Annotated in this window: 14 protein-coding genes; 8 read left to right on the forward strand and 6 right to left on the reverse strand. The window is 56.6% G+C overall.

Annotation, left to right across the window (positions count from 1 at the left end; all coding sequences use genetic code 11):
• Positions 1–14: 14 nt before the first annotated feature.
• Positions 15–2402: a glucose/quinate/shikimate family membrane-bound PQQ-dependent dehydrogenase gene (locus tag CBW22_RS02350; RefSeq protein WP_088515911.1), complete on the reverse strand. Its 2388-nt coding sequence runs from the start codon at positions 2400–2402 to the stop codon at positions 15–17.
• Positions 2403–2684: 282 nt separating this feature from the next.
• Positions 2685–3284, reverse strand: a complete 600-nt coding sequence (locus CBW22_RS02355) for a hypothetical protein (protein ID WP_058774908.1) — start codon at positions 3282–3284, stop codon at positions 2685–2687.
• A 418-nt stretch (positions 3285–3702) separates the two neighbouring features.
• Here CBW22_RS02355 and CBW22_RS02360 point away from each other — a divergent pair, with 418 nt between their 5' ends.
• The 6 genes from CBW22_RS02360 (at position 3703) to CBW22_RS02385 (ending at position 10971) form a co-directional block, all read left to right on the forward strand.
• Positions 3703–4941: an MFS transporter gene (locus CBW22_RS02360; protein WP_088516074.1), complete on the forward strand. Its 1239-nt coding sequence runs from the start codon at positions 3703–3705 to the stop codon at positions 4939–4941.
• 310 nt (positions 4942–5251) lie between these two features.
• Positions 5252–6673, forward strand: coding sequence for a sodium:solute symporter family protein (locus CBW22_RS02365; protein WP_088515912.1), 1422 nt, complete (start codon positions 5252–5254; stop codon positions 6671–6673).
• 1 nt (position 6674) lies between these two features.
• Positions 6675–7871 (forward strand): sialidase family protein, encoded by a 1197-nt coding sequence (locus CBW22_RS02370; protein ID WP_088515913.1) that lies wholly within the window; start codon positions 6675–6677, stop codon positions 7869–7871.
• Positions 7868–8545, forward strand: a complete 678-nt coding sequence (locus CBW22_RS02375; protein WP_021507786.1) for an SDR family NAD(P)-dependent oxidoreductase — start codon at positions 7868–7870, stop codon at positions 8543–8545. The genes CBW22_RS02370 and CBW22_RS02375 overlap by 4 nt, the downstream gene beginning before the upstream one ends.
• 209 nt (positions 8546–8754) lie before the next feature.
• Positions 8755–9723 carry a glycosyltransferase family 8 protein gene (locus CBW22_RS02380; RefSeq protein WP_088515914.1) on the forward strand — a complete coding sequence of 323 codons (969 nt, stop codon included), beginning with the start codon at positions 8755–8757 and terminating at the stop codon, positions 9721–9723.
• Complete coding sequence (locus CBW22_RS02385; RefSeq protein ID WP_254919462.1) at positions 9724–10971, forward strand: O-antigen ligase family protein; 1248 nt, start codon at positions 9724–9726, stop codon at positions 10969–10971. It begins immediately after the preceding gene.
• Positions 10972–11000: 29 nt separating this feature from the next.
• Here the strand turns inward: CBW22_RS02385 and CBW22_RS02390 are convergent, their stop codons facing one another.
• Complete coding sequence (locus CBW22_RS02390; RefSeq protein WP_088515915.1) at positions 11001–11930, reverse strand: glycosyltransferase family 2 protein; 930 nt, start codon at positions 11928–11930, stop codon at positions 11001–11003.
• Positions 11931–12135: 205 nt separating this feature from the next.
• On the opposite strand from CBW22_RS02390, the gene CBW22_RS02395 reads away from it, so the two are divergent.
• Entirely contained in the window at positions 12136–13230 is a 1095-nt protein-coding gene (locus CBW22_RS02395; protein ID WP_088515916.1) for a YncE family protein, read from the forward strand.
• An 89-nt stretch (positions 13231–13319) separates the two neighbouring features.
• Here the strand turns inward: CBW22_RS02395 and CBW22_RS02400 are convergent, their stop codons facing one another.
• The 3 genes from CBW22_RS02400 to CBW22_RS02410 form a co-directional block, all read right to left on the reverse strand.
• Entirely contained in the window at positions 13320–13610 is a 291-nt protein-coding gene (locus CBW22_RS02400) for a DUF1330 domain-containing protein (RefSeq protein ID WP_088515917.1), read from the reverse strand.
• Positions 13610–14491, reverse strand: a complete 882-nt coding sequence (yghU, locus tag CBW22_RS02405) for a glutathione-dependent disulfide-bond oxidoreductase (RefSeq protein WP_021507780.1) — start codon at positions 14489–14491, stop codon at positions 13610–13612. Before yghU ends, CBW22_RS02400 begins: the two co-directional genes overlap by 1 nt.
• Positions 14492–14592: 101 nt before the next feature.
• Positions 14593–15612, reverse strand: a complete 1020-nt coding sequence (locus CBW22_RS02410; RefSeq protein WP_088515918.1) for a LacI family DNA-binding transcriptional regulator — start codon at positions 15610–15612, stop codon at positions 14593–14595.
• A 100-nt stretch (positions 15613–15712) separates the two neighbouring features.
• Between CBW22_RS02410 and CBW22_RS02415 the strand changes: the two genes are divergently transcribed.
• The gene (locus CBW22_RS02415) at positions 15713–16723 is read left to right on the forward strand and encodes a Gfo/Idh/MocA family oxidoreductase (RefSeq protein ID WP_088515919.1); all 1011 of its coding nucleotides are present in this window, start codon (positions 15713–15715) and stop codon (positions 16721–16723) included.
• Positions 16724–16748 lie beyond the last annotated feature (25 nt).

Below are 16748 nucleotides of genomic sequence, written 5' to 3' on the forward strand. Positions count from 1 at the left end.
TTCAGTGCGAAATATTACTTCGCATCTGGCAGCGCATAGGCAATCACGTAATCGCCCAGCTTGGTACCAAACGAACCGTGACCACCGGCCGCGATGACAACGTACTGCTTGCCATTCACTTCATAGGTCATCGGCGTAGCCTGGCCACCCGCTGGCAGACGCGCCTGCCACAGCATCTCACCGGTGTTGGTATCGAACGCACGCAGGTAGTTATCTGCGGTCGCGCCGATGAAGAACACGTTACCGGCGGTGGTGATTGGGCCACCCAGCATTGGCATACCCATTTTGAACGGCAGCGGAACCGGTGCGCTATCGCGAACGGTACCGATACGTTTCTTCCACACGGTTTCGTTGGTCTTCAGGTCGATCGCTGAAACGTAACCCCAGGCCGGCTGTTTACACGGCAGACCAAACGGCGACAGGAACGGGTTCAGCTCGACGCCAAACGGCACACCGTACTGCGGCTGAATGCCGGTTTCGGTACCGGAACCGCCTTCTGCGCCCTGCGGTGGTTCAATCGGGTTGCCCGGACCGCGCGGAATCAGCTTAGACACAAACGGCAGCGCCATTGGGTTAGCAATCGCGATTTGACGATGGGGATCAACCGCGATGCCGCCCCACTCGAACATACCGAGGTTGCCCGGGAACACCAGCGTACCCTGCTCAGACGGCGGCGTGAACGGACCTTCGTAGCGCAGACGCTTGAAGATCACGCGGCACACCAGCTGGTCATACATCGTCGCGCCCCACATGTCCTTGTCCGTCAGGTTCTGCTTCGGACGGAAGGTCAGTTCGGAGTACGGCTGGGTCGGTGCCACGTGGTCACCTTTCGCCGCGCCCTGCGGTACCGGCGTCTCCGGTGCAGGCACGACCGGCTTACCGGTACGACGATCCAGCACAAAGATGTTACCGGTTTTCGCCGGGGCATAAATCACCGGTACGGTGTTGCCATCTTTGTCCGTGATATCGGCCAGCGTCGGCTGTGACGGCAGGTCCATATCCCACAGATCGTGGTGCACGGTCTGATACGACCACACCAGCTTACCGGTGGTGGCGTTCAGCGCCAGAACGCTGCTCGCGTAGCGCTCCTGCTCTGGTGTGCGGTTACCGCCCCAGATATCCGGGGTGGAAACGCCCATTGGCAGGTAAACGGTATCCAGTTTTGGATCGTATACCGCCGGCGCCCACGAGTTCGGCGAGTTCATGGTGAAGGTGTGTTCATCGGCCGGAATCGCGTTAGGATCTTTCGCGCCCGGGTCGAACACCCACAGCAGTTTACCGGTGTTGACGTCGAAGCCACGGATGGCACCAGACGGCTCACGGGTAGAGTAGTTATCGGTGACCGCACCAGCAATGACGATGGTGGTGTCAGTGATAACTGGCGGTGACGTAGGCTCATACTGGCCTGGCGTCTGTACCGGCTGCTTGTGCTGCAGATCCAGCTCACCGTTGTTGCCAAAGGATGGGCAATGGGCACCGGTATCGGCATCCAGCGCGAACAGACGACCGTCGTTCACTGGCAGGTAGATGCGGCGTGAGCACAGCGCAGGCTGGCTGTTGGCGGCATCGGCAGCGGCAGGCACTTCATGGTATGAAACACCGCGGCAGGTCACGTGCTGGAAGGTTGGATTCGGCTTCAGGCCCGGATCGAATTTCCACTTCTGCTTACCGGTCGTCGCATCCAGCGCAAACAGAATCTGGTGTGGCGAGCAAAGGTACAGCGTGTCGCGGATTTTAATCGGCGTCACTTCGTCAGTGATTTCACCCGGATCGTTGGCGGTTTTGAGATCGCCGGTCTGGAACTGCCAGGCAACCTGCAACTCTTTCACGTTGCTGGTGTTGATCTGCTTCAGCGGCGAGAAGCGGGTGCCCTGCTGGTCACGCGCGTAGGCTGGCCAGTCAGCATCGTTGATGTTACTCAGCGGCTGGGCCTGCGGGACGTTAGCGGCTTCCGGCAGGTTGCCATTCAGCTCCTGCGGATCGTGGAATACTGCCCACGCCAGCACCAGTACGCTGGCTACCAGCGCAACGGCCATCGCACCCAGCGCACCTTTACCCGCATGATTCAGGCCGCGATACACAAACGGCAGAATCAGCCAGATACCGAAGATCACCAGCACGTCGGTACGTGGGGCCAGCGCCCAGAAGTCGAAGCCGACTTCCCATACACCCCACACCAGCGTTGCCAGCAGCAACAGGGCATACAGCAGCAGTGCGGAACCGCTACGGCGCCACAGCAGAACAGCGGTGATCAGCATAATCACACCGCCAATAACGTAGTACCAGGAACCTCCAATGGCGGCTAACCAAACGCCGCCAATCAGCATAAATGCGCCCGTCAGCAGTGCAAACAGCACCGTCAGGAAGCGAATTACGCCAAAAGATGAGGAAGCTTTCCCCATAATATTGACCTCTTTCTTTGCCATAAAATCAAAGGAAACAACCGATTAGGCTGTATCCCGACATAGAGTACGAAGTGACTTAAGGTGTTCTGTCAGTGCTTTTCCGTTAAGCAGGATGATCCCTTTGCGTTAAATTTTATCTTAAAAACGTTAACAGGTTTGATTTTTTTAGCGCTTTGCTCTTTTTATCAGGCAGTGACACGACATTTTATGAGGATATTGCGCCATCCTGTCCGACGTAATCGGGTGATAACGCCGACGCGCAGAATTTTGTGTAAACGTTTACCCTGGGAAGAGCGGATGACAGCTCCGCTGCGTTTGCCAGCCGCTTAGCTGTAAATGCAGGTAATCTTCGGCCGGTAATTGGAGCTGGGGCGTACGTAATATTACCTCTGCTTGTGTTTCCCGCAGCGAAGCGAGCAGAAAAGGAAAGCTGAACTTGAGATAATTTTCACGGAAGAAGTCATCGCTCAGAACAATACCGCTGAAGGGAAAATCGGTAATATTTTTCCACTCGGTTCCCGGCGGCGCGAGATCGTAAAGCCAGAAGGAAAAACGAGACGCCACAGCGCGTAAGGCGGATCCTGCCTGACGTAAAGTGGCATAGTTGATCGCCAGTCTAACATTCTCATGTTGCAGGCTGGAATAATTATCCACGTCATGCAAAAAGGACATCACACTATTTCCCGCCAGTGGAATAATTATTAATCCCGCAGCATCCGCTGACTGATAATGTTGAGTAATTATCTCGCCTTCATGAAGTAATGCATCACGTTCCGGCACGCAATGCATTAAGGACGCTGAATAGCATGCGCCGATAGGTGTGCCGTCGAAGCGACAGACACGCTCAGTGACATAAGGATGGTATGAATTGTTTTCCATTTATCTCTATGAATAAATTAATGAACGATAGCGTCTTAATTATTATAAGGACGGGAAGACTGCTGTGATTATCACAGGGGGCAATATAGATCGATTCGCCGGCAAAGATCACCTTTTTTAGCTGTTTCTGATAAAGAGATAAAAAGAATTGGTCAGGCATTAATTAACGCTTTACTGAATTATCTGGAATGATTCGGCTATTTTCAAAGTAAAACAATCAGTCTGCTAATATTCAGAACGCCATGTTTAACTGTCAATCCGGATAAGCACCTGTTTTTACAGCGCACATCCAGCCATTGCCTGCCCCGGTCAGTTATCGCACTCTATGGCGTGAAAAACATAAGGAAAGCCGATGGTGGCTTTTCACCAGGCCGGTGCCATGACGCCGGCCGGTTCTGCTTCAGGATGGGATAAAACTATGGGTTCACCGGTCACCGCAGCGGAAGATTCGCTGCTGCGACACAGGTCGTTCGTCGCCTTCTGGCTGGCGCGTACCTGTTCATCGTTTGGTTTTCAGATGTTCTCCGTGGCCGTCAGCTGGCAAATCTATGCGCTTACCCACAGTGCTATGGCGCTGGGCATGATCGGTCTGATGCAATTTTTACCTTCAGTATTGCTGGCGTTGCCGGCGGGTCACCTTGCGGATCAGTATGACCGTCGCCGCATCGTGCTGCTGGGGCAGCTGATTGAGTGGCTGGCGCTGCTCGGGCTGGTGTCGCTGACGCTGCTGCACTGGGCGGGCCGGATTGAAATCTGGGGTCTGGTATTCCTGATTTCGCTGGCCAAAGCGCTGGAGTGGCCGGCAATCACCTCAATGCTGCCAGCGTTGGTACCGCCGCCCATCCTCGCGCGCGCCATGGCGGCCAGCTCGGTGGGCGGTCAGGCGGCGGTGATTGTCGGTCCGACGCTGGGCGGCTTACTGTACGTGGCCGGGCCGGAGGTGGTGTACGGTGTTTCGGCGCTGTTCTATCTGTTGTCGATTGTGCTGGTCAGCCGATTGCGCTACGAACGACCGCCGCAGGCGCGTATTCCGGCCAGCCTCAGCACCATGTTTGCCGGCGTCCGCTTCATCCGCGAGCGCAAAGATGTGCTTGGGGTGATCTCGCTCGATCTGTTTGCCGTGCTGCTGGGCGGCGCCACGGCGCTGCTGCCGATCTTCGCCCAGGATATTCTGCATACCGGTCCGTGGGGGCTGGGCATGCTGCGCGGTGCCCCGTCGGTCGGGGCGCTGCTGGTCGGGGTGTGGCTCAGCCGTCACAAGCTGGAAAAGCACGTGGGCATGATCATGTTTGGCTCGGTAGCCGGTTTTGGTCTGGCTACGCTGGTATTTGCGCTATCGACGCAGCTGTGGCTCTCGCTGCTGGCGCTGGCGGCACTCGGCGGCTTCGATATGGTGAGCATGGTGATTCGCGGCGCGCTGGTGCAGCTGGACACGCCGGATGAGATGCGCGGGCGCGTCAATGCGGTCAACGCCATCTTCATTAATACCTCTAACCAGCTGGGGGAGTTCGAATCCGGCCTGTTGGCCGCATGGTTCGGTGCGGTGCCCGCAGCGGCGATTGGCGGTGTCGGCACCCTGGTGGTCGTGGCGCTGTGGATGGCGCTGTTCCCTCATCTGCGCAAACGGCAGAAACTGGAAAACGACAGTCTCGCCTGACGTTCGCGGCTGCCCGGCGCGGTGGCCGCGGCCAGGCACGCCGTCTGCCTCGCTATCTCACATAGTCAGGTTTGATTATTATTAATCACATTTGACTGTTTGTGAGCATGATCAAACTAATTAAGCGCCAGTTAATCTATAAATTGCCCTGCCTGTGCGTAAATTTATTCATTTTTGAGTGAAGTGAATCATTTTGCACGGTGCGGGGTAGCCAGCGCAGCGACGCAACAACAATAATCATGGCCGCCTCATTAACGGTGTGTGTGAAGCCCGGCACGCACCACGACCCTACGTTATCAATGAGGCGAACATGAAACAGTTCTCTGCAGAAGGGATGGTGATTATTGTCGGGATTGTCATTGCCTACATCCTGTTCACTACCTGGCTGACCTGGCGGTTGCGCAGTAAAAACAGCGGCGACTTTATGGCGGGTTCAAACGTGATGCCAGCGTTTGTGGTCGGCGTGATGCTGATGTCTGAATACATTGGCGCCAAGTCAACCATCGGTACGGCGCAGGCGGCTTTTGAGGATGGCTTTGCCGCGTCCTGGTCGGTGATCGGTGCCGCCATCGGCTTTCCGCTGTTTGGTATTTTGCTGGTCAAACGCATCTACAATACCGGCAAAATTACCATTTCCGGCGCGATTGCCGAGCGCTATGGCAACTCCACCAAAAATATTATTTCCATCATCATGATCTACGCGCTGCTGCTGGTGAACGTCGGTAACTATGTCAGCGGTGCGGCGGCGATCTCTACGGTACTGAACCTTGACCTCACCACGGCGGCGGTGATCACTGCGCTGGTCAGCACTTTCTATTTTATGTTCGGCGGCATGAAAGGCATCGCCTGGGTGACGCTGCTGCACAGCGGCCTGAAATATATCGGTATTCTGGTCATTCTCGGCGTGGCGCTGCACATGACTGGCGGCGTCAGCCCGATGATCAAAGAGATGCCGCACTTTTACTGGACCTGGGACGGTAACGTGGGCGCCAGCACCATTTTTGCCTGGATGATTGGCACCATCGGGTCGATCTTCTGCACCCAGTTTGTGATTCAGGCCATTGCCTCGACCAAAAGCGCGGCGTCTGCGAAGCGGGCCACCTGGGTCGCGTTCTTCTTCTGTATGCCGATTGCCATCGCCATTGCGCTGATTGGCGTGGCGGCAAAGTATCTGCATCCGGAGATCAACAGCCTGTACGCGCTGCCGGTGTTCCTGCAGGACATGAGCCCGTGGCTGGCAGGGATTGTCACCACCTCGCTGGTGGCCTCGATTTTTGTCAGCGTCAGCACCGTGGCGCTGGCCATCGCTTCGCTGGTGGTGAAGGACTTTTATGTGCCATACCGTAATCCGACGCCGGAACGCGAATTTCGCATGACGCGCTGGCTGTCACTGCTGATCGGTTTCCTGCCGCTGATCTTCGTGCTGTTCGTACCGGAAGTGCTGAAGCTGTCGTTCTTTACCCGCGCCATTCGCCTATCAATTTCGGTGGTGGCGATCATCGCTTTCTACCTGCCGTTTTATAAAAGTACGCGCGGCGCGAACGCCGGCCTGATTGGTGCCTGCGTCATGACCTCGCTGTGGTATCTGCTGGGCGATCCGTTCGGCATCAACAATATGTACGTCGCGCTGGTCACACCGGCGGTGATCATGCTGATTGACCGCCTGATCCCGTCACGCCAGTCGCAGCGCAAAAATGCACCTGATTCATCAATGCAAAACAGTGGAGCCTGACATGACCGACTCAACCATTACCGTCGAACGCAACGGTAAGCTTCATCCGCACGCGCAGGACGCGCAGCAGCTCACGGCGATGCTGCCTTCGGTCTGTCCGCAGAACCACGCCGCTAATCTGCTGCCGTTACCAAACGGCGACCTGCTGTGCGTGTGGTTTGGCGGCACGCAGGAAGGCATCGCGGATATTTCGGTGTGGTGCTCGCGGCTGGCGCAGGGCAGCGCCCAGTGGAGCGATCCTTTGCAGTTATCCGACGATCCGGCGCGATCGGAACAGAATCCGGTACTGTTCCTCGATCCCGAGGGCGTGCTGTGGCTGCTGTGGACCGCGCAGAAGTCCGGTAATCAGGACACGGCGATTGTGCGCTATCGCCAGTCACACGATTTGGGTCACAGCTGGAGTGCCATCGATACGCTGCTCGATCAGCCGGGCACGTTTATCCGCCAGCCGCTGGTGGTGCTGCCGAACGGCAACTGGCTGCTGCCGGTGTTCTATTGTCGCACCCAGCCGGGAGTGAAATGGGTGGGCAACGATGACATCAGTGCGGTAAAAATCTCCAGTGACAAAGGACAGAGCTGGCGCGATGTGGCGGTGCCGGACAGCCTCGGCTGCGTGCACATGAACATTACGCTGCTGCAGGATGGCAGCCTGCTGTCGCTGTATCGCAGCCGCTGGGCTGATTATATCTACCAGAGTCGTTCGGACGACGGCGGTGAAAGCTGGAGCGCGCCGCAGGCAACCGATCTGCCAAATAATAACTCATCGATTCAGGTGACTACGCTGCATAACGGCCATCTGGCGCTGGTGTTTAATGCCATGAGCGCACGTGATGCCAGCGAGCGTCGCCTGTCACTGTACGACGAAATCGAAGACGAAGATGAAGATGACGCGGCGGTGGCCGTGGCGGCGCAGCCGGTGGTTCAGGGCGCACGCACCGCCTTCTGGGGGGCTCCGCGCGCACCGATGACGCTGGCTATTTCTGCCGATGGCGGGGTGAGCTGGCCGTGGCAGCGTAATCTGGATGAAGGGGACGGCTACTGCATGACCAACAATTCACAGCAGAAACTGAACCGCGAGTTCTCCTATCCCAGCATTAAGCAGAGCGCGGACGGCGCACTGCACATTGCCTACACCTATTTTCGCCAGGCCATCAAGTACGTGCGCGTTGAGGAGAGCTGGGTGAGGGACAAAGCATGAGCCGCCATGCGCTGGTGACCGGTGTCAGTTCCGGCATTGGTGCGGCGATTGCCGATGAGCTGCTGACGCAGGGCTGGCAGGTCACTGGTTTTAGCCGTACGCCGGTGGAGAAAGATCATCCGGCGTTTACCTCCGTCAGCGTCGACCTGTTTGACGCCGGTCAGCTGAAACGGGCTTTGGCCGGGCTGGCGAAGGTGGATGCGCTGGTGCACGCGGCAGGCATGATGCTGGCCGCGCCGCTGGGTGAGCTGGAGGAAGAGCAGGGGGCGCGGCTGTGGTATCTGCACGTGCAGGTGGCGCAAATCATGGCCAACACCTTGCTGCCGCAGATGGGCCACGGCGATCGTATCCTGCTGCTCGGCAGCCGCACGTCACGCGGCGCGGCGAATCGCAGCCAGTATGTCAGCACCAAGGCGGCGATGGTGGGCATGGCGCGCAGCTGGGCCGCCGAACTGGCTCCGCAGGGCATTACGGTCAATGTGATCGCTCCCGGTGCCACCGCCACGCCGATGCTGCTGCAGCCGGACCGCGCCAGCTCGCCGCCGAAACTGCCGCCTATCGGACGCTATATCCATCCCGAAGAGGTGGCCGCGCTGGCTGGCTTTGTGCTGTCGCCGGCTGCCGCTGCCATTACCGGACAGGAGCTGGTAATTTGCGGCGGCGCGTCGCTGTAGCTTTATTCTCCAGCGTGCCTCTCCCATCGTAAAAAACAGGATGGGAGAGGCTGATTATGTCTCGTCTGCGAAAACTCCTGGCTTATCGTGCTACGCTTTCTTTGGGTTTACCAAAATGGTAATCTTTTCACCGTTTTGGTAAACCCAATTTTATTGTCTACATATTAAGTGGTTACGGAGTGTAGCGCTCCGCAGCAGAGAAGCGCGCAATGAATCATGATGTTCTTCAGGAAATAAACGCCGAACCACTTTTTCCGGTACAGAGCGATCAACATATTGTTTTTGGCGTTGACGGAAAGTTTAAAGCGCATGCGCTAATCACAATTCTGTCCATCATGAAACACGCCGGAGACCGCGTGTATCATTTCCATTTGATCTCGTCAGAACTGACACCGGCCGATAACCCCCGGCTGGCCAGGCTGTTTCAGGGATCGCGCCACGGCGTGACGCTGCATCATCTGCCGGACCAGCTGTTTGCCACGCTGCCGGTCACTGAACTTTTTACCCGTGCGACCTACTATCGCTTTCTGGCACCGCTGATTTTGCCGCAGGCGGAAAAACTGCTCTATCTTGATGCCGATATGGTGTGCATTAATCCGCTCAATGAACTGTGGCAGATCCCGACCGGCCCCGAGGCGGTTGCGCTGGTGGTCGGTGAAATTGCCTCGCTGCAGCCGGTGCTGGCGAAGAATGCCGGCTTGCGCGGCGAGCGCTATTTTAACGCCGGTATGATGCTGATTGATGTGGCGCAATGGCGCGCTGACAATATCAGCGAACGCGCGTTTACTTTACTGTCCGAACACGGGCGAGACTTCCAGTATCTCGACCAGGATGCGTTGAATATTTTACTGGAAGATAAAGTGACCTTTGTTTCTCCTCGCTTCAATACCCTGACCATGCTGGCCCATGACGATCGTGGCTATACGCTCGACGTGCCGGCGGAAACCTGCCTGATTCATTATGCCGGTGCGGATAAGCCCTGGCAGGTATGGAATCAACAGTTTGTGGTTCACCACTATCGCGATATTTATCAGGATTCACCGCTGTCCACCATGGCGTTTGATCAGCCAGCCAATGCGCAGCAGGCAAAAAGAATGTATAAGTCGCTTTTTCGTCAAAAAAGATGGTGGCAGGCCATGCTGTGGCGCCTGAAACATATCAAGATGAGGTATTGTTAAGTGCAAGCTCACGCTTTTCGCCAGCTGATGACGGGTAAAAATATTTACCAGCTCTGTTTTGTGCTGCTGAGTATCGCGCTGGCGTCGTCACTGGTGGTTGAAGCCTTACCGCGCAAAATATTCTATTTTTCCAGTTATCTGGTGGCTCTGTATTTAGTAATTCTGGCGGTGAAAAAACAGTGGCTAAAAGATAAAACGGCCATAACGGTAGCGCTTCCGCTGCTGTTCATTGGGCTGGTCAGGCTCATCTGGGCAAAGATGTTTTCCCACGCTGAATTCAGTGACGTGGTGAATAACTACTTCCAGGGCGGTAAGCTATTTATTATCGCGGCTTTTCTCAGCTATTTTATCGTCGCCTGGCGCCACTACCTTAGCCGTCCACTCCTGATAACCTGCAGCGCCATCTTATTTGTCGGGCTGCTGGTGACGTTAGGTTTCGCTATCAGTGAACACGCAAAAACGCTGACCCGCATCAGATTGCTGACCGACTCCGCCGGTACCGTCTCTTATCTGATTACCGCGCTGGCGCTCTGTACTTTGTATACCGGCCACCGGGTCATCACCCATCGCGGCGGACAAATGGTCTTATTCAGCGCGGTTTTTGTCGTGAATATGATGCTAATGATTCTGACCGAGTCACGCGCCGGCGTATTAACCTTGCCACTGATTTATCTGGCCTGGTTTTATTTTACCCATCGCTGGGCGGGTAAAATTTCGCTGGTGGTGTTAGCGCTGTTTATTATCGTGGGCGCTTTATTTATGCCGGGCAGCGTCTGGCAGCGCTTAGACAGCATCCACAATGAAGTCGATACTTATCAAACCAACAACAACACCTCGATTGGTGCCCGTTTCTCTATCTGGAAAGGCGGCTGGCACAGCGTTTCGTGGTCGCTACTGGGGCAAAGTCCGGATCAGCGCACGGCAAAAGCACGGGAATACATCACGCAGCATGAGCGCCACAATCCCGAAGCGTATAAAAACGTCATGTATCACCTGCACGATGATTTCCTTGAAACGCTTTCGCTGCAGGGGATCGCTGGTGCACTTTCCCTGCTGATTTTTTACCTGGTGCTGCTGATATTAGCCGCACGCCGCGGCGTCGCCGGATTAACGCTGCTGCCGCTGTCAATTATCATCTTTGGGCTGACCGACACGGTGTTAATTCAGAGTGGTTCGGTGCTAATCCTGGTGATGGCGATTATCATCAGCTATGCCATGATTCATCCGCCTGAGAAAGCATCGTCCTGATAAACCGGCGCTGGCATAGCGCCCGGTTGTTACAGCGGTTTGTTTAACTTCAGAGCCAGATATTTCTTTTTAAAACTGGTTCTGATTTTACTATCGAAAAGAAAAGACAGCGGCCTGATTTTAGTGATCGCCTCAATAACCTGCTTTCTGTCGTCAGGATTATCCAGGGCTTGCCGATGTTTATGTGCAATATTAATCCAGTGGCAGGATAGCAGATTGCGATAGCGCTCCTGCAACACCTCATCCATATGCTGCGTTGCGCTCACTAAGAGTGAAATTTTGTGTTTATCCAGCTGGCTGGATAAGCTGTTGCCGCGTTTAAAATAGAGATAAGGGCTCTGGCGGCTATAAGCGATTGCATGACTGCTGACCAGGATTTCCGGAAAAAGCCAGGCGTCCTCGTAGCAGGTATAATCCGGGAAGGGATGTGCCAGCAGTATGGTGCGCTTAATAAACTGACCGATAAAGTGCGCCTGCAAATCGCGATGGATCAGGAATTTTTCAATGGCCTGATGCCGTGACAGTGTTTCCGCCTGCAGGCCCTGCCACGTGATGTGCTGAGGCCGGGATTCGTATACCTCATTAAGCGCCGTGAACAGTGCATCCGGACGATGGCTTTTCAGGTAGCGGACAATATCGGCGAGGGCGTCGGCCAGCAACTGATCGTCGCCATCCAGCATCGTAATATATTCACCGCTGCACTGCTGAACGCCAAAATTACGCACCCGGCCAATGTTGCGGTAATCAATATTAAATACTTTCGCCTGCGGATGCCGCCGGGAAAAATCATCGAGTAACGCTGCTGTGTTGTCGACGGATGCGTCATTGATAAGAATAAATTCAATATACTGCTCAACACCATGACAGGCCTTTTCTAAACTCGCCAGCGTGTCAGGCAGAAATTTTTCACTGTTATGGGCCGTTAGCAACACACTGATTAAATAGTCAGGAACCATCATTTTTTAAGTCAACATCTAAGGCTGGAATGCCGTCAAGCATACTACAAGTGGCAATTTGAGGGGAGGGCATTGACGCAGCGCAGCCCTGCGCCTCCTGCCACCGATCAGGCACATTTACGACTGATACAATAATGCGTATGATTCTCATTCCTTTTTATGCTTCCTGCTCGCGCAGGTAACCCATCGGTCCTTACCGGAGACAGCAATGACTTCATCATTACGCCCGCGCGCCACCGCGCTGGTTCTGGCGCTGCTGGCAGCCATGAGCCTGAGCGCCTGTCAGGCGCCGGCTAAAAAATCAGTAGCGCCTGCCGCCGCGGCTAAGCCAGCGGCAGCGGAGAAGGTACAGCAGCGTGAACTGGGCGACGGCCTGTATGAAATGGCCTATGTGCCGGGCGATCCGGCTGCGCTGTATGTGGCCAGCGCACAGGCGTTTAAAACCGTCAACGGTGGCGTGCTGTATCGCCTGGATGCCCGCACGCTGGCGACGCTGGGCGAAACCCACACCGATCTGAAAAACTTTGGCATGACGGCTTCACCGGACGGCAGCGTGCTGTACATTACCAACACGCTGGACGGTGGCGTGACAAAAGTGGACGCCAGAAGCGGTAAAGTGCTGCAGCGTCTGCTGTTTGGCCTGAAAAACGACAAAGGCAATCCGGTTGGCGCGCGTGAAATCCTGCTGCATGACGGCCTGCTGTACATCGGTGCGATTGAGAATCCGGCGATGATTTGGGTGGTCGATGCGAATACGCTGCGGCTGAAAACCACCATCAAAAACGCCGGCAAGTGGGTGACCGGGTTGCTCTATTCGGCGTCAACCGACCGTATTTACGCGGCGAACGGCAGTGGCGAAGTGCTGGTGATCAATCCGCGCAGTCACAAAATTGAGCAGCGCTGGACGCCAGGCGATGGCAAAGAGTATCTGCTGTTAAATCTGGCCGAAGATGCCGCCAATGGCCGCCTGTACGTCACTGATAATTCTAAGGGCAAAACCACGCTGGTGTTCGATGAGCGCAGCGGTAAGGTGATCAAACGCCTGGATGTCGGCGATTCGCTTGGCATCAAATTCAATGCGAAGCGCAACGAGATTTACATCAGCCAGCGACTCGGCGGCAAAGTGCTGCAGCTGGACGCGACGACCTACGCAGTGAAAAATAGCTGGGCGCTGCCGACCCACCCTAACAGCCTGCTGGTGTCGCCAGATGGTCAGACGCTGTACGTGACGGTGAAGCAGGGACTCAATAAAGATCGCTCGCCGCAAGGGCCGGATAGCGTGGTGCGGATTACGCTGGATTAATCGCGCTGGATTAACCGCGCTGGATTTAATCGCGGCGCGAGGGATCGCGCCGCAGATAACCCGTGCTGAGCAACGGGTTACGTCATCCATTACGCCACGCCGTTCACCAGCAGTACGCGGTAGTTGGCGCCTTTCAGGCGATGCGCTTTGGCTTCCTGGTAGGCCGGGCTGAAGTACCAGGCTTTGGCGGCCTCGGCATCTTCAAACTGCAGCACCACCACGCCTTCAGCATCGCGCCCTTCCAGTACCTCCAGATCGCCGTAAAACGCCAGTGGCGTGATGTGGTGATCGCCACGCGCCGCGCCGGCTTTCTGCGAATAGGTGGTCAGCTCGTCTTTGTCCAGCGTTTCGTCTTTAATCATAACGACATATGCGGCCATTATTGTTCGCCTCGCGCCTGACGCTTGTCTTCAGTATTGGTATCAAAATCGCTCGCATCGTGCCGTTCCAGCAGCTGATCCTGCGGCTCGGCGCCAAATGCCCGGTTCACTTTACGCCCGCGGATCACCGCCGGACGGTCGGCAATCTCTTTTGCCCAGCGCACCACATTTTTGTACGACTGCACATCGAGGAATTCGCCGCCGCCGTACTGGTTGTTCAGCACCAGATTGCCGTACCACGGCCAGGTCGCGATATCGGCAATGGTATATTCGTCGCCGGCGAGGAAACGGTGGTCCGCCAGCTGGCGATCCAGCACATCAAGCTGACGTTTGGCCTCCAGCGTGAAACGGTTAATGGCGTATTCAATTTTTTCTGGCGCGTAGTGATAGAAGTGGCCGAAACCGCCGCCAAGGTAGGGCGCGGATCCCTGCAGCCAGAACAGCCAGTTCAGGGTTTCAGTGCGGCCCGCCACGTCAGAGGGAATAAAGTGGCCGAATTTATCTGCCAGATAGAGCAGGATATTGCCGGATTCAAACACGCGCAGTGGCGGCGTGATCGAGTGGTCGCGCAGCGCCGGAATTTTTGAGTTGGGGTTAACCTCAACGAAGCCGCTGGAGAACTGATCGCCGTCGCCGATGCGGATCAGCCAGGCGTCATACTCCGCTTCCTGCACGCCGAGCGCCAGCAGCTCTTCCAGCAGAATGGTCACTTTCTGGCCGTTTGGCGTCCCCAGCGAATAGAGCTGCAGCGGATGCTTACCGACCGGCAGCGTTTGCTCATGCGTCGGCCCGGCGGTTGGACGGTTAGTCTTCGCCCCGTTACCTTTGGCTTCCGGGTCCCAGGTCCAGACTTTCGCGGGCTGATACTGATTTTCCGACATAATGCGTTCGCCTTGTTGTGAGAAGATTTTTGCTGCTACTGAGTGTAGCAGCACGCTATCACGCCGATTTAACCGCGCTGGCGATAAAAGACAAAGTCGAATCAGGCAAAATTCTCTTGCGTAAACAGCATAAAGTCGACTTTGCCGGGCTGATAGGTCTCTGGTTGCTCACCCTCTTCCAGATGTCGCAGCAGCAGCGTCAGCGCCAGTTGTGCGTGACGCAGAGTGTTTTGATCGAGCGTTAGCGTCAGCACGCGTTTGGCCAGCAGCTCACGGGTGGTTTGGTAAAGTTCGTGCGTCACATACACCACCTTGCCGCACAGCCGGTGGCGCGCCAGCGCTTCGTGAATCTGCGTGTTGCCCATGCCGGTATTGTACAAGCCGACAATGTGCTGCGATGCGGCCAGCGTTTTCTCCAGCAGCCGGCTGATGCGCTCGCGCTCATCCTGGCCAGCGATTATCTCCCGCAGCCGCAGATGCGGGAAACGCTCCGCCAGCACTGCCTGAAACCCTTCGATGCGCAGACGGTGCGCGGCGTAATCGGCGCGACCGCTAACCAGCACCACATCTCCCGCCACAGGCAGCATGCTGCCGAGCATCAGCGCGGCGGTGCGTCCCGCCTTCAGCTGGTCAATACCGACATGACACAGGCGCGGCGCATCAGGCAGATCGGCCACCAGCGTGATGACCGGTACGCCACGCGCTTTACAGGCCTCAAGCGCTGCGTAAATCAGCGGATTTTCATGGGCGAAAACAATCAGCCCGTCCATCTTTTTGCTGCTGGCTTCGATATGCGCCGCCAGTTTTTCGGGCGCATGCTCTGGAATCAGCGTGCGGTGCAGCCGCAGACGACGATAGCCGAGCTCATCCGCCAGCCGGGCAAAATCCTGCGCCAGCTGTTGAAAGAAGAAGGAACCGTTACCGCTCAGTAGCACTTCGATCTGCCACGCGTGGCGGTGCTCCTCCGGCAGGATGCGTTTCAAACCCGCTTCGCGCGCCGCCAGTAAAATCTTTTTCGTCATCGCGGGCGACACGCCGCCCCGGTCGTTCAGCACCCGATCTACCGTGGCGACGCCCACACCCACCCGCTTAGCCAGTTCGGCCAGCGTCATTGTTTTCATCTGAGTGAATTCCATCAAAAACCGCGTTCAGACAGCCTGCCAGAAAGCGATATTTTGACAAGACCGACGATGCCGAAGTGTGAGCAACAGGAGCGTTATCATGCGCAGTGCGCAACGTTTTGCCTTGATTGGCTGTGGATTTATTGGCCAGGTGCATGCCGCAAACCTGGCGCGCCATCCCGGCGTTGAGCTGGCGCTGGTGTGCGATATTGACGCCGCGCGCGCCGCTGCGCTGGCAGAGCAGTTTGGGGCGCGGGCCGCCAGCGTGCCGCAGGCGCTGAGCAGTAAGGCCATTGATGCGGTGCTGATTGCCAGTGCGACGCCGACTCATGCTCCGCTACTGGAGCAGGCGGTGCTGGCGGGCAAAGCGGTGTACTGTGAAAAACCGATCGATTTGTCGCTGTCACGCGCCCGGGAAGTGGTAGCCAGCATTTCCCCGCTGCAGGTGTCGGTGACGGTAGGGTTTAATCGGCGTTTTGATCGCAGCCATGCACAACTGAAAGCCCAGCTGCAGCAGGGCGTGATTGGACGCAGCGAGCTCATCCAGATGGTGTGCCGCGCCTCTGAACTGCCGCCGCTAAGCTATCTGCAGGCGTCCGGCGGACAGATGCGCGACCAGGCCATCCACTTTTTCGATCTGTTGCGCTGGCTAACTGAGGATGAAGTGGTCACCGTGGGCGCGCTCGGTGCCGCGCTGGCGATGCCGGCGATCCGCGACATTGACGTCGATACCTCAGTGCTGATTATGCGCCTGCAGCAGGGCGCGCTGGCGCAGCTCGATAATGCCCGTCGTACCGCTTACGGTTATGACGAGCGCATCAGCGTGATGGGCAGCCTGGGCATGCTGGCGTCGGAAAGCCAGGCGGTGCGCGGTGCAACGCTGTATCAGGGGCAGCACATCCGCCAGCCGGGACTGTATGCGGACTGGTTCAGCCGGGTACAGGAGACCTATTACAGCCATCTCGATGCGTTTGTGCGCCATCTTGGCGGCGAGAAAGTGGCCGGTCTGCCGGGGCTGATTGACGGGCTGCGCGCGCAGGCCATCGCGGAAGCGGCGCAGCTGTCGCTGACGCGCGGCGAGTTTGTTGAGGTGGAGTGGGTGACGGTTTAATGGGGAGTGGGCGATGGCGTTTGCC

Origin of the sequence: Pantoea sp. VS1 (assembly GCF_002207995.1) — a bacterium.
Classification (GTDB): Bacteria; Pseudomonadota; Gammaproteobacteria; order Enterobacterales; family Enterobacteriaceae; genus Pantoea; species Pantoea dispersa.

Bases quoted from the DNA above. Each gene is read 5' to 3' on its own strand.
- CBW22_RS02410 (WP_088515918.1), bottom strand. From the start codon at position 15,612: ATGAAAACAATGACGCTGGCCGAACTGGCTAAGCGGGTGGGTGTGGGC.
- CBW22_RS02415 (WP_088515919.1), top strand. From the start codon at position 15,713: ATGCGCAGTGCGCAACGTTTTGCCTTGATTGGCTGTGGATTTATTGGC.
- CBW22_RS02350 (WP_088515911.1), bottom strand. From the start codon at position 2,402: ATGGGGAAAGCTTCCTCATCTTTTGGCGTAATTCGCTTCCTGACGGTG.
- CBW22_RS02380 (WP_088515914.1), top strand. From the start codon at position 8,755: ATGAATCATGATGTTCTTCAGGAAATAAACGCCGAACCACTTTTTCCG.
- CBW22_RS02355 (WP_058774908.1), bottom strand. From the start codon at position 3,284: ATGGAAAACAATTCATACCATCCTTATGTCACTGAGCGTGTCTGTCGC.
- CBW22_RS02370 (WP_088515913.1), top strand. From the start codon at position 6,675: ATGACCGACTCAACCATTACCGTCGAACGCAACGGTAAGCTTCATCCG.
- CBW22_RS02360 (WP_088516074.1), top strand. From the start codon at position 3,703: ATGGGTTCACCGGTCACCGCAGCGGAAGATTCGCTGCTGCGACACAGG.
- CBW22_RS02375 (WP_021507786.1), top strand. From the start codon at position 7,868: ATGAGCCGCCATGCGCTGGTGACCGGTGTCAGTTCCGGCATTGGTGCG.
- CBW22_RS02400 (WP_088515917.1), bottom strand. From the start codon at position 13,610: ATGGCCGCATATGTCGTTATGATTAAAGACGAAACGCTGGACAAAGAC.
- CBW22_RS02395 (WP_088515916.1), top strand. From the start codon at position 12,136: ATGACTTCATCATTACGCCCGCGCGCCACCGCGCTGGTTCTGGCGCTG.
- yghU (WP_021507780.1), bottom strand. From the start codon at position 14,491: ATGTCGGAAAATCAGTATCAGCCCGCGAAAGTCTGGACCTGGGACCCG.
- CBW22_RS02365 (WP_088515912.1), top strand. From the start codon at position 5,252: ATGAAACAGTTCTCTGCAGAAGGGATGGTGATTATTGTCGGGATTGTC.
- CBW22_RS02390 (WP_088515915.1), bottom strand. From the start codon at position 11,930: ATGATGGTTCCTGACTATTTAATCAGTGTGTTGCTAACGGCCCATAAC.